This is a genomic window from Propionibacterium acidifaciens, from assembly GCF_003798325.1.
Classification (GTDB): domain Bacteria; phylum Actinomycetota; class Actinomycetes; order Propionibacteriales; family Propionibacteriaceae; genus Propionibacterium; species Propionibacterium acidifaciens.
The window spans coordinates 1,201,726-1,214,315 of record NZ_CP033719.1; the positions used below are offsets into that span (position 1 = coordinate 1,201,726).

Below are 12,590 nucleotides of genomic sequence, written 5' to 3' on the forward strand. Positions count from 1 at the left end.
CGGATCATCTGTGCGACGGGGACAGCGAGTCATGCCGGGCCCGGCGACCGTGACCCATCCCAACGGGGCCGCCGACAAGGCAACGGGACGCCGAGGGGCCCGGGGAGCAGTCCCGCTCCCCGGGCCCCTCGGGAACCCGTGCGGCCGGCGGGCCGCTCACCTCTCGATGGCGCGCGGCCTCGGCGAGCGACGGTAGCGGCTGTAGTCGACCTCGCCGCCCGGGCCGGCGAGGAAGACCCGCTGGACCTCCTCGCGCACCTCGGTCAGCTCCTCCATGAGCTCGGTCATCTGGTCGAGCCGGCGCTGCATCTGGTCGAGCTCGTCGCGCATGTCGATGATGCGCCGGATGCCGTTGAGGTTGATGCCCTCCTCCTGCGACAGGTGCTGGATGAGGCGCAGCCGCGAGATGTCGCGCGGCGAGTAGCGCCGCCCCCGCCCCTTGGCGCGGCGCGGCACGACGAGGCCCATCCGGTCGTAGCCGCGCAGGGTCTGCGGGTGCATCCCGGCCAGGGACGCCGCCACCGAGACGGTGAAGATCGGGGCGTCCGGGTCGATGACCTGAGGCAGCCTGTCCCCGCGCATCGTCCTCACCCCTTCGCCGCCCGCGCGGCCATGCCGGCCCTCGGATCGGGCTCGGCGACCGCCCTGACGTAGTCCTCGAGTGCGGCGCGCGCGGCGTCCGACAGGTGCGCCGGCACCTGCACCTCGACGGACACGAGCAGATCGCCGCGACCGCCCTTGGCCCTGCCGATGCCCTTGCCGCGGACGCGGAAGGTGCGCCCGTTGGGCGTGCCGGCGGGGATGCGCAGCCGCACCCGGCCGCCCTCCAGGGAGGGCACCTCGATCTCGGCGCCGAGCGCGGCCTCAGCGTAGGTGACCGGGACGGTGACGGTGAGGTTGTCGCCGCTGCGCCCGAACAGCGGGTGGGCCGCCACGTGCACGAGCACGTAGAGGTCACCGGGCGCGCCGCCGTTCTCGCCCTTGCTGCCCTTGCCGCGCACGCGAATGCGCTGGCCGTCGGTGACGCCGGCGGGGATGCGCACCTGCATGGTGCGCTGGCTCCTGGCCCGTCCCGACCCGTGGCAGCTCGTGCACGGATCGTCGACGATCATGCCGCGGCCGCTGCACGTGGCGCAGGGCTCGGTGAGCCCGAAGACGCCCTGGGCGCTGCCGGTCCGCACGCCCGAGCCCTGGCAGTTGGGGCAGACGCGCGGAACGGTGCCGGCCCTGGCGCCGGTGCCGCGGCAGGCCGGGCAGGCGTCGTCCGAGACCATCTGCATGCCGACGGTCGTGCCCTTGACCGCCTCGCCGAAGGAGATCGAGACCTCGCCCTCGACGTCGGCGCCGCGGCGGGCGTGCCGGGCGCTCGTGCGGCGGCTCGCCCCGCCGGTGAACAGGCCGCCGAACAGATCACCGAGGCCGCTGTCGCCCATCCCCCCGGTCATGTTCCGGAAGACGTCGTTGACGTTGGCGCCGCCGGCCCCGCCCGGACGGTTGAAGTGGAAGCCCCCGCCGGCGCGCAGCTCGTCGTACTCCTTGCGCTTGGCCGGGTCGGACAGCACGTCATTGGCCTCGGAGGCCTCCTTGAAGCGCTCCTCGGCCCTCCTGTCGCCCGGATGCTGGTCGGGATGGTTCTCGCGGGCGATCCTGCGGAACGCCTTCTTGATCTGCTCCGGCTTGGCGTTCTTGGAGACGCCGAGGACCTTGTAGTAGTCCTTCTCGAGCCAGTCCTTCGTGCTCATCGTCGCGCCTCCTCACCGCGTCTCGTGGAAGTGGTCATCCCGCGCCCCGTTCCTGACGGGCCGCTGCCCTAGTCGCCCTCCGGTTCGTCGCCCTCCGGTTCGTCGCCCGCCGGCGCGTCCCCCGGCGCCTCGGACGGCTGCCCGTCGGACGACCGCCCCGGCCCGTCGTCGCCGTCGGGCTCGCCGGTGGGCACGGCGACGACGACGCGCGCCGGACGCACGACGGTGCCGCCCAGCTCGAAGCCCTTCTGCATGACCTCGTGGATGCTCATCTCGCCGTCGCCGGGCACCGGCACCTGCATGAGGGCCTCGTGGCGGCGCGGATCGAACTCCTCACCGGGCTCGCCGAAGGCGGCGAGCCCGTGACCGGCCGTGACCCTCGTGAGCTCGTCGGCCACCAGCTTGAAACCGCCGGTCAGCTCGCCGTGCGCCTCGGCCTGGCCGATGGCGTCGAGCACCGGCATGAGATCGCGGACGATCGACTCGACGCCCTGGATGCGGGCGACGTCGCGGTCCCGTTCGACGCGCTTGCGGTAGTTGACGTACTCGGCCTGCAGCCGCTGAAGGTCCTCGGTGCGCTCGGCCAGCTCCTTCTGGGCGACGGCCAGCGGGTCGTCCTGCTGGCCCTCGTGCCCGTCGGCGGGCACGGCGGGCTCGGCGGCGGCACTCCCGGCGGTCCGCGCGAGGAACTCCTCGGGGGTGAGACCGGCGAACTCCTCGCCGACGCCCTCGGCGGGCTCGTCCGGCTCGGCGCCCCGGTCCGGGGTCTTGGTCATCGTGTTCGCTCCTCGTGGCGATGGCACCGGGTCGGCGCCCGGTGCGGTGCGGCCGTGCGGGACGGCCCCCGCACGACCAGTGGATGCTCTTCGATTCTGCCCGTCGCCGGCCCCGTCCGTGGGCCCCGGCGAGCAGCCGCACCGTGGAGGCCGTCCGGGTGACGGGACGGCCTCCACGAGCAGCCATCGTACGGGCGCCGGTCCGACGCTCCGGCATCACCGGCGCGTCGGCCCCGGCGCCGACGATCACTTGTCGTCGTCGACGATCTCGGCATCGACGACGTCGCCGCCGTCACCACCGTTGTCGCCGCCGTCGGACGACGAGCCGCCGGACTCGCCGGAGGGCGCCGACGCCGCAGCGGCCTGCGCGGCCTGGTACATGGCCTGGCCCATGGCCGAGGCCTTCTGGTTGAGGTCGTCCATGGCGGCCCGCACCTCGTCGTCGTTGTCGGTGCCCTTGAGGGCCTCCTTCAGCTTCCCGACGGCCTCGGTGACCGGCGCCTTGACGTCGTCGGAGATCTGCTCGCCGTTGTCGGCCAGCAGCTTCTCGGTGCGGAAGACCAGCGCGTCGGCCTCGTTGCGCATCTCGACGGCCTCGCGGCGCTTCTTGTCGGCGGCCTCGTTGGCCTCGGCGTCCTTGACCATGCGGTCGATCTCGTCCTTGCTCAGGGCCGAGCCGCCGGTGACGGTCATGGACTGCTCCTTGCCGGTAGCGGTGTCCTTCGCATAGACGTGCACGATGCCGTTGGCGTCGATGTCGAAGGTCACCTCGATCTGCGGCATGCCGCGCGGGGCCGGCATGAGGCCGGTGAGCTCGAAGTTGCCGAGCGACTTGTTGTCGCGGGCGAACTCGCGCTCGCCCTGGTAGACCTGGATCATCACCGAGGGCTGGTTGTCCTCGGCGGTGGTGAAGATCTCGGAGCGCTTGGTCGGGATCGTCGTGTTGCGCTCGATCATGCGCGTCATGACGCCGCCGCGGGTCTCGATGCCCAGGCTCAGCGGGGTGACGTCGAGCAGCAGCACGTCCTTGACCTCGCCCTTGAGCACGCCGGCCTGCAGGCTCGCGCCCATGGCGACGACCTCGTCGGGGTTGACCGACTGGTTCGGGTCCTTGCCGCCGGAGAGCTCCTTCACCAGGTCGCGCACGGCCGGCATCCGGGTGGAGCCGCCGACGAGGATGATCTGGTCGATGTCGCCAACGCCGGTGCCGCCGTCCTTGAGCACGGAGCGGAAGGGCTCGCGGCAGCGGTCCAGCAGGTCCTGGGTCAGGCGCTGGAACTCGGCGCGGGTGAGCGACTCCTCCAGGTGGAGCGGGCCGGCCTGGTTGGCCGTGATGTACGGGATGTTGATGTTCGTGCTGGTGGCCTGCGACAGCTCGATCTTGGCCTTCTCGGCGGCCTCCTGGAGGCGCTGCTTGGCCATCTTGTCGTTGCCGAGGTCGACGCCGTTCTTGTTCTTGAACTGGCCGATGAGCCAGTCGACGATGCGCTGGTCCCAGTCGTCGCCGCCCAGGCGGGCGTCGCCCTTGGTGGCCTTCACCTCGAAGACGCCGTCGGAGATGTCCAGCAGCGAGACGTCGAAGGTGCCGCCGCCGAGATCGAAGACGAGGACGGTCTGCTCCTGGTCGGCCTTGTCGAGGCCGTAGGCCAGGGCCGCCGCGGTCGGCTCGTTGATGATGCGGTCGACGGTGAGGCCCGCGATCTCGCCGGCCTCCTTGGTGGCCTGCCGCTCGGCGTCGCCGAAGTAGGCCGGAACGGTGATGACGGCGTTCGTGACGTCCTCGCCCAGGTAGGCCTCGGCGTCGCGCTTCAGCTTCTGGAGCACGTAGGCGCTCACCTGCTGGGGACGGTAGGTCTTGCCGTCGACCTCGGCCGTCCAGCTGGTGCCCATGTGGCGCTTGACCGAGCGGATCGTACGCTCGGGGTTGGTGACGGCCTGTCGCTTGGCGACGTCGCCGACGAGGACCTCGCCGTTCTTGGCGAAGGCGACGACCGACGGGGTGGTGCGGGCGCCCTCGGCGTTCTGGATGACGGTCGGCTCGCCGCCCTCGAGAACGGCGATGACCGAGTTGGTGGTGCCGAGGTCGATACCTACTGCACGAGCCATTGTTGTTCCTCCACTAGTGGGACGGCCTGCGCCGTCCTCCTCCTTGCGGGCCCCGCCTCCCGGCGGCGCCCCGATGACTGTTGAATTGTCCGGGCCGGCTGCGCAGGGTGCTGTCCGCATCCGGCCCGCAAGCCTCGTCCGCTCTCGCGGTGCGCCCTTCCGAGCGGCACCTCATTGAGTGTAGCGCACTCAACTCATCTCATTGAGTCCACCTGGCTCAACCGTTTCCGGGCCCCGGTTATTCCGGAGCGCGGAGCCGATGGGGCCCCCGTCGTCGGCTCCCCCGGCCTGTCGGGCCCGGGGATCGATGGGGCTCCCCGGCCGGGCCCGGGCGTGCCCCGGCGGAGAGGAACCATCCCCCTCCCCACAGGGCCTCCCGTCGCCACGGGCCCTCACCAGAGCCAGTCGGGCCCGTCGGAGTGGGAGCCGGGACGGTGCAGCACGGCGTGGTCGAGGCGGACGCGGATGTCGGGCCCGTCGACACGGCCCCAGCCATCGACGACGAGACTGTGCCCGTGGTGCACGAGCGGCGGCCAGACGAGGGTGACGAGCGGCTCGGCGGCGACCCGGCGCAGACCGGCCGGGTGCGGCGACTCGACGACGATCTCGACGCCGGCCGGCGTCGTCTCGGCGTGTGCGTCGACGGTGAGCACGCGCGACCAGGAGCCGGACCGCGGCGTCACCATGACGGCCGCGCCGAAGCGGGCGAGCACGCCGGCCAGGGCCTCGCCCGGGACGGGAATGGTCATCGTCGACTCCTTCGGCGGGTCCGACCCGGGACGGCGCCCGGGGTCGTCCGAGCCGGGCCCGGGTCCGCGGCACGTGCGCGCAGCACCGGCACGCGGCGCTCCTGCCACGGACGGCCCCGCAGCCGGGCCCCGCGAACAGGCCCCGTCCCGAACATGCCTCCCAGCGTAGCCGGGGCCCGTCGTCGAGGGCCCGTGGACAGGCCCGTCCGGCTCCGATCGGGCCGGGATGCCGGGTCCGCGAATGCGTGGCACGATGTCGAGCGCGGATGCGCCACGGCCCCGGAGCCGCGGCCCGAACGGGAGGTGCGCCATGGCGGACCCATGGGAGCTGTACGGACGACTCATCGGCGGGGTGCCCGAGGGCATCACCGTGACGAGGGCGCTGGTGAACCGCTGGACGGTCGTCGGCACCGACGCGGGGACGATGGGCGTGGCGATGACCTACCGGGGCGGGCCGACCGGGCCCGAGCCGGCGGTCGTCGGGGCCGGGCTGCACGAGGTGGCCGCGCTCGCGACGAGCTGGGACCTGCGCCTGGCGAGCCTCGGGGTCGCCGCGCTCAACGCCTGGTACGCCCGGCCCGAGCGGCTGACCGGTCGTCCGGGACTGGCCTGGGACGAACGCGCCGAGGCCGGCGCCCGACTCGTGCCGGTGCTGGTCGGAAGCCGCAGCGCGGTCATCGGGCACTTCTCCTTCGTCGAGCAGCTGGGCGGGCGGACCGTCGTCCTGGAGCGGCGCCCCCGCGGCGACGACCTGCCCGATTCCGCCTGCGAGTACGAGCTGCCCGGCCGCGAGGTCGTCGCGATCACCGGCTCGGCGCTGACCAACAAGACCCTTCCGCGCCTGCTCGAGCTCTGCGCCGGGGCGCGGGTGCACCTGGTGGGGCCGAGCGCTCCCCCGGCGCCCGAGGCCTACCCCGCCTGTGTCCGCGAGATCGACGGGGCGGTCGTCGTCGACCCCGACCGATGCTTCCGGGACGCCGGGATGGGCGCGCGCCGTCTCACCGGTTCGCCGGCGCTGCGGCGGTTCGCCCTGCCCCTGCTCGCCGAGCGCTGACGCCGCGCCCGCCCCGAACGGACTCAGCGGACTCACCGTGCGAAGAATGCGCGATGACAGTCGATCTGCGCGCAGTGAACGTCTCCGCACGACGAGACAGGACGCAGGGACGACGCCAGCGCCCGACCGATGCCGTCACCGCCCGGGCGGGAGAGGCCCCGGGCCCCGCCCCGAGACGTGCACGCTCGCGCACGTGCGCCGCCCCGGGCGGAGGAGGAGCCGAGGAGCGCTGCGAGCCCGTCCGGATCGGGTCGTCGCGCCCGCCGGAGCCAGCTCGCCCGGGCCCTCGTCCTGAGACGATCCGGGTGGTTCACTCGATGCCATGAGCGCGTACCCGCAGATCACCGGCGTCCACCACATCGGCATCACCGTCACCGACCTCGACACGAGCGTGACCTGGTACACGCGGGTGCTGGGCGCCCGGGAGCTGCGACGCCTCGACATCGGCCCCATGACGAAGGCGCTGGTGCAGCTCGGCCCGGTGACGCTCGGCCTCGTCAGCCACGGCAGGACCGCGGCACCCGGCCCCTTCGACGAGCACCGCGCCGGCCTGGACCATCTGAGCCTCGCGGTGCCCGACACGGCCGTGCTGCGCGCCTGGGAGGCCCGGCTCGGGAGTGCGGGCGTGGAGAACAGCGGCATCGTCCGCGGAGCCACCGGCGCGCTCATCGCCTTCCGCGACCCGGACAACATCGCGCTGGAGTTCTACACGCTGTCCTGACGGCCCCGACCGAAGCGGTCCGAGCGGACTCTGCGAGCGGACTCGCTGTGCGGAGCATGCGCAATGACGATGAGGGTCGAAAAGGGAGAGTCCTCCGAGCGTCCTCGTTCTCCGCGCGGCGGAGCGCCCGTGGGCCCTGCGAACGGGTCATCCGGCATCCGGGCGACCGCCCGGCGTCCCGAAGGCGGGCGGGACCCGGTGCAGCGCTCCTTCCTCGTTCTCCGCGCGGCGGAGCGCCCGGCCCGGGCGGGACGGGACGACGGTGAGAAGGGCACTGACGGGAGCGGGCGCCCCCGAACCCGCGACCGGCCCCACCAGTCCGTTCCCTAGTCAGTCGTTCCATGCCGTCATGCGCAATCACGAAAGCAGATCAGAGGCGCGGGGACTTCCCGGGAGTCGCCTGGGGGCTCGGACCCCGCGGGTGCAATAATCCCGAGTGCACAAGCCCCTGACAGCGACGGGAAGCCGGTGGGAGTCCGGCACGGTCGCGCCACTGTGAGCATCGACGAGATGCGAGCCAGAGAACGTCCTGCTCGGGGCCCTTTCCGCGACGGGACGCACGATCCCGAGAAAGGAATGACTTCATGCACATCGCTGAAGGCGTTCTCCCCCCAGCCCAATGCGCCATCTGGTACGCGGCGGCCGCTCCGTTCGTGATCCACGGGGCGGTGAAGGTCGTCAAGGAGGTCAGGGAGCACCCCGAGAACAAGCTCCTGCTCGCCACCGCCGGCGCCTGCACCTTCCTGCTCAGCTCCATCAAGCTGCCGAGCGTCACCGGCTCGAGCTCGCACCCCACCGGCACCGGCGTCGGGGCGATCCTGTTCAAACCGCCGGTCATGGCGTTCATGGGCGTCATCGTGCTCGTCTTCCAGGCCCTGCTGCTCGCCCACGGCGGCATCACGACCCTCGGCGCCAACACCTTCTCCATGGCCATCGCGGGCCCGTGGATCGGCTACTGGGTCTACCTGCTCACGAAGAGGCTGCACGGGCCGAACGCCCTGGCGATCTTCCTGTGCATGGCGATCAGCGACCTCGCCACCTACTGCGTGACGAGCTTCCAGCTGGCCTTCGCCTTCCCCGACGCCTCCAGCGGCGTCGTCGGCGCGGCCCTCAAGTTCCTCGGCATCTTCGCCGTCTCGCAAGTCCCGCTGTCCATCATGGAGGGCTTCCTCGGCATCCTCCTGTTCCGCTTCCTGGTGAGGGTCGCCGCCCCGCAACTGGCCGGTCTCGGCTTCGACATCGGCGCAGGCCGGGCCGGCGCCGCGGCCGTCGCGAAGGAGGACTCCCATGTCTGAGACCACCACGAGCAGGACCGGCGCGGCCGGGACCGCGGACACCGGATCCAGCGCCCTGACCAGCTCGAAGAAGTGGGTGACCTGGGCGCTGCTCGGCGCCGTCGTCCTCATCTTCCTCATCTCGCTCGTCGTGGGCAACAAGATGGCCTCCGACCCGGACGAGGCCTTCGGCGGCACGGACGACGCGGCCACCGAGGCGGCCGAGCAGGCCGGCGCCGAGCCCTGGTTCAAGCCGCTGTTCGAACCGGCCGGTGAGGTCGAGTCGGGCCTGTTCGCCATCCAGGCGGCCATCGGCTCGGGCATCATCTTCTTCTGCCTCGGCCGCATGAGCGGCAGGCGGGTCGCCGGCAAGGAGGCGGCCGCCGAGGCCGGCTCGTCCGACGCCGCCAGGGTCGCCGACGCACAGGTGGCCGCCGACGCCGCCCTGGACCGGACGACGAACGAATGACCCGGGCCCGATGAACAACCACTCCCACCACATCAACGCTCTCGACGACGCCGCCTGGGACTCCCCATGGCGGCGTCGCCGCGTCGGTGAGAAGGTGCTCTGCTCGATGGGCCTGGTGCTCACGGCGCTCCTCGCGCCGGTCTGGCCGGGCACCGTCCTCGTCTCGGTCGCCGCCGTCGCCTTCATCCTCGGCTCGGCCCGCATCCGCCTCCACGTGCTGGCCGAGGCGATGAGCGCCCCCCTCGTCTTCCTCGTGCTGGGCGGCGTCTCGGTGCTCCTGGCGGTGGGCCGGACGCCCACGGACGCCTGGTGGAGCCTCGGAGCGCTGAGCATCGGGCCCACCTCGTCGGTGCAGGCCCTGCGCCTGTTCCTGCACGGCATGTCGGGCACCCTGTCCGTCATGGTTCTCGCCACCACCACGCCGATGGTCGACCTGCTGACCTGGCTGCGCCGCTTCCACGTGCCGGAGCCGCTGCTGGAGATCGCCAACCTGACCTACCGGCTGCTGTTCGTCATCCTCGACACGATGCTCACCGTCATGGAGGCCCAGCGCTGCCGCCTCGGCGACAACCCCGTCGGCCCCATGCACGGACTGCGCCGGCGTTGGGACAACACGGCGGCCGCCATCGGCGCCATCGGCATCCTCGCCTGGGAGCGCGCCGGGCGCCTCAACGAGGGCATGAGCCACCGCGGCTTCGAGACCACACTGGCCACCCTGCCCGTACGGCGCCGGGCCTCGCCCCGCTTCATCGTCATCACCCTCGCCGTCATCGCGGCGATCTGGGCACTCAGTCTGGGGGGCACCGCATCATGACCGCACTTCTTCAGGCCGATCACGTCGTCGCCGGCCACCCCGGCCGCCCCAGGGTGCTCGACGGCGTCACCCTGCACATCGAGCGGGGCACCCGCCTGGCGCTCCTCGGGGCGAACGGCTCGGGCAAGACGACGCTCATGAGCGTCCTGGCGGGCTCGCTGGAGCCGGCCTCGGGCCGGGTGCTGCGCGAGGGCGAACCGCTCGACTGGTCGCGCAAGGGGCTGCGCGAGCACCGCCGCCACGTCCAGATGGTCCTGCAGGACCCCGACGCCCAGCTGTTCAGCGCCGACGTGGCCCAGGACGTCTCGTTCGGCCCGATGAACCTGGGTCTGCCCGTCGACGAGGTGCGCGAGCGCGTGGACCAGTCCCTGCGGCTGCTCGGCGCCGATCACCTCGCCGAGCGCGCCACCCACCACCTGTCGTACGGCGAGCGCAAGCGCGTCGCGACGGCCGGCGCGGTGGCGATGCGCCCGGACCTGCTGCTGCTGGACGAGCCGACTGCCGGCCTCGACCCGGCCGGTGTGCGGCAGATGCGCGAGGCGCTCGACCGGCTCACCGCGGCCGGGGCGACGATCCTCATGGCCACCCACGACGTGGCGCTGGCCCTGGACTGGGCCGACGAGGCCGCCGTGGTCTGCGACGCCGCCGTGCGCCAGGGCCCGGTCGACGAGCTGCTGGCCGACTCCGGGCTCATCGCGCGGGCCCACCTGGAGAAGCCCTGGACGCTCGCGCTGGCCGCGGCGCTCGGCCTCGACCGGCGACCCCGTAACCTTGAGCAGGCGATCGCCATGCTCACGGACGAACGGCCCGCGGGCGCCCACGACGGGGCAGCGCGCTGATCCTGCCGGACCGCGCGCCGATCGTCAGGAAGGACAGATGGACATCACGCTGCAGCCCGGCACCGTCACCCTCGTGGGCGGCGGCCCCGGCGACCCCGACCTCATCACCGTCGCCGGGCTCAAGGCGATCCGGCAGGCCGATGTCGTGCTCTACGACCGGCTGGCCCCGGCCGAGGTCCTCGACCAGGCGCCCGCCGACGCCGAACGCGTCCCGGTCGGCAAGGTCCCGCAGGGCTCCTACGTGCCCCAGGAGGAGATCAACCGGCTGCTCGTCGCCCATGCGCGGCGCGGCCGACGGGTCGTGCGACTCAAGGGCGGCGACTGCTTCGTCTTCGGCCGCGGCGGCGAGGAGTGGCAGGCCTGCGCCGAGGCCGGCGTGCCGGTGCGCGTCGTGCCGGGCGTCACCTCGTCCACCTCGGGCCCGGCGCTGGCCGGCATCCCGCTGACGCACCGTCACCTGGTGCAGGGCTTCACCGTGGTCTCGGGCCACGTCTCGCCGAACGACCCCCGCTCCGAGGTGCCCTGGCGCGAGCTGGCCCGCAGCCGCACGACGCTCGTGATCCTCATGGGCGTCGCGCACCTGCGCGACATCGCCCCCGAACTCATCGCCGGCGGCCTGGCGCCCGGCACGCCCGTCGGCATCGTCTCGAACGCCTCGCTGCCCGACCAGGCCTCGTGGACGACGACCCTCGGCGAGGCCGCCGCTGCGATGGAGGCCCGCCGGGTGCGGCCCCCGTCACTGGTCATCGTCGGCGAGCTGGCGGCCATCGACCTCGACCACCCGGAGCGCCGGGCGCCGAGCGACCACTGAACCGGCCGTACCCCATCGCGACCGGCGCGGCCGTCCACGGCCACGAGGCCGCCCGCCGTGTCCCGGGCCGGGGCGGCGCATGGAGTGATATAGGTTTTTCAGGCAGTGGTTGATGGGTGGTCTCGGGCTGCTGCCTTGTGTTGTTGTCTCCATTCAGTGTCGGCTTGGTCGGGGGTCCGGTGGTCGATCGCCGAGTGGAGACGCTCGCGATCGCATCGTGACCCGGTCCGGGCTGTCACGTCCCGGATCGCATGGTCCCGGGCCGAGCGGACCCCACGGTTCACGAGTTCCCTCCCTCGAGACCGCGGTGAACGACTCGGCGGCGGCATTGCCACAGCAGCTGCCGGCCCGCCCGACGGACGGGAGAACCCCGCGGCCGGCCATGAACCCCGTGCATCCGGCCGACGTGCATCGAGCCCCCCGATCCGAGTGGAGGACCCCGACACCACGGATCGGCGGACAGGCCGTGGCCGAGGCCCCGGCGACGAGCCCGGCGCGCATGCGACCGGCGATCGCGCCCCCGACGACCCCTCCCCCGGGAAACAATCCACGACGACCGCCGGGTGGGCGGATCCCCGCCGGGCCGGACCATGCGCGACGCCGCCCACCCGTCTCATTCCGGGCGCGGCGGCGGCGACGCCCCGGCGCAACCGGCCCGGCCGGCCCGGAAGATCCGGCGCCGGCACGATCCGTCCCGGCCCGTCCCCGAGGCCGACAGGCAACCGGACCCGCCGCCGCCACGATCCCGCGGACCACGCCGAGCGAGAGGCCTCGACCCCGCCCCGGGCCGGCCCCGCGCGGACCCGGCGGCAGCCGTGGGCCCGTTCAGAGACTCGTCGAAGAACCCGACAACGATGGCCGCCGGGTCCTCCCCCGCCGGGCCGTCGAGGACCCGGGACGGCTCCGCCGGGCGCAGCAGCCGGACCCGGATGCCTCCACCCACCGGCGCACGGACCGGACGGGGCGGTCGCCTCCTCCGCGGCGGATGCGGCGGTGTCCCGCGCCCACCCGGACCCCCGGGCGAAGAAGACCACCGCTCCCTCCAGGAACCCGTCCCCCACGCGGGCCCCCCGGAGCCCCGCCCTCAGCCGCCCGATCCCGGCGTGCCCTTCCACGGTCACGGCATCAGCGCCGAGGCCGGGGCGCTCCCCCCGCCATCCCGCGACCCGGCCCCCGACCGCCCGCACCACAAGACCACACGATCCGGCCACCCCGGCCACCGGCCCGGACCCCCG

General features: G+C 73.1%; 12 protein-coding genes and 1 riboswitch. Of the genes, 7 read left to right on the plus strand and 5 right to left on the minus strand.

Going from position 1 to position 12,590, the window contains the following annotated elements:
* Window positions 1–156: 156 nt before the first annotated feature.
* The 5 genes from EGX94_RS05105 to EGX94_RS05125 all read right to left on the minus strand — a co-directional run bounded on the left by EGX94_RS05105 (window position 157) and on the right by EGX94_RS05125 (window position 5,373).
* A complete protein-coding gene (locus EGX94_RS05105) occupies window positions 157–582 on the minus strand; it encodes a heat shock protein transcriptional repressor HspR (protein WP_028706944.1) in 426 nt (141 codons plus the stop codon).
* A gap of 5 nt (window positions 583–587) precedes the next feature.
* Window positions 588–1,742, minus strand: coding sequence for a molecular chaperone DnaJ (dnaJ, locus tag EGX94_RS05110; RefSeq protein ID WP_021797801.1), 1,155 nt, complete (start codon window positions 1,740–1,742; stop codon window positions 588–590).
* 68 nt (window positions 1,743–1,810) lie between these two features.
* Window positions 1,811–2,518, minus strand: a complete 708-nt coding sequence (locus EGX94_RS14165; RefSeq protein ID WP_021797805.1) for a nucleotide exchange factor GrpE — start codon at window positions 2,516–2,518, stop codon at window positions 1,811–1,813.
* A gap of 246 nt (window positions 2,519–2,764) precedes the next feature.
* A complete protein-coding gene (gene dnaK / locus EGX94_RS05120) occupies window positions 2,765–4,624 on the minus strand; it encodes a molecular chaperone DnaK (RefSeq protein ID WP_021797808.1) in 1,860 nt (619 codons plus the stop codon).
* Between the two features lie 392 nt (window positions 4,625–5,016).
* Window positions 5,017–5,373 carry a hypothetical protein gene (locus tag EGX94_RS05125; protein ID WP_021797814.1) on the minus strand — a complete coding sequence of 119 codons (357 nt, stop codon included), beginning with the start codon at window positions 5,371–5,373 and terminating at the stop codon, window positions 5,017–5,019.
* Window positions 5,374–5,683: 310 nt separating this feature from the next.
* Here EGX94_RS05125 and EGX94_RS05130 point away from each other — a divergent pair, with 310 nt between their 5' ends.
* From EGX94_RS05130 to cobA, 7 genes are all read left to right on the plus strand, one after another.
* Window positions 5,684–6,427, plus strand: coding sequence for a Rossmann-like domain-containing protein (locus EGX94_RS05130; protein ID WP_021797799.1), 744 nt, complete (start codon window positions 5,684–5,686; stop codon window positions 6,425–6,427).
* A gap of 322 nt (window positions 6,428–6,749) precedes the next feature.
* Window positions 6,750–7,148 (plus strand): VOC family protein, encoded by a 399-nt coding sequence (locus EGX94_RS05135; RefSeq protein ID WP_021797809.1) that lies wholly within the window; start codon window positions 6,750–6,752, stop codon window positions 7,146–7,148.
* 417 nt (window positions 7,149–7,565) lie between these two features.
* Window positions 7,566–7,699: riboswitch (cobalamin riboswitch) on the plus strand.
* A 33-nt stretch (window positions 7,700–7,732) separates the two neighbouring features.
* A complete protein-coding gene (locus tag EGX94_RS05140; RefSeq protein ID WP_021797813.1) occupies window positions 7,733–8,443 on the plus strand; it encodes an energy-coupling factor ABC transporter permease in 711 nt (236 codons plus the stop codon).
* Complete coding sequence (locus EGX94_RS05145; RefSeq protein ID WP_021797816.1) at window positions 8,436–8,891, plus strand: energy-coupling factor ABC transporter substrate-binding protein; 456 nt, start codon at window positions 8,436–8,438, stop codon at window positions 8,889–8,891. Before EGX94_RS05140 ends, EGX94_RS05145 begins: the two co-directional genes overlap by 8 nt.
* Window positions 8,892–8,901: 10 nt before the next feature.
* Window positions 8,902–9,705, plus strand: a complete 804-nt coding sequence (gene cbiQ, locus EGX94_RS05150) for a cobalt ECF transporter T component CbiQ (RefSeq protein ID WP_021797797.1) — start codon at window positions 8,902–8,904, stop codon at window positions 9,703–9,705.
* The gene (locus EGX94_RS05155; RefSeq protein ID WP_021797810.1) at window positions 9,702–10,544 is read left to right on the plus strand and encodes an energy-coupling factor ABC transporter ATP-binding protein; all 843 of its coding nucleotides are present in this window, start codon (window positions 9,702–9,704) and stop codon (window positions 10,542–10,544) included. The genes cbiQ and EGX94_RS05155 overlap by 4 nt, the downstream gene beginning before the upstream one ends.
* 37 nt (window positions 10,545–10,581) lie before the next feature.
* Window positions 10,582–11,355, plus strand: a complete 774-nt coding sequence (cobA, locus tag EGX94_RS05160) for a uroporphyrinogen-III C-methyltransferase (RefSeq protein WP_021797793.1) — start codon at window positions 10,582–10,584, stop codon at window positions 11,353–11,355.
* Window positions 11,356–12,590 lie beyond the last annotated feature (1,235 nt).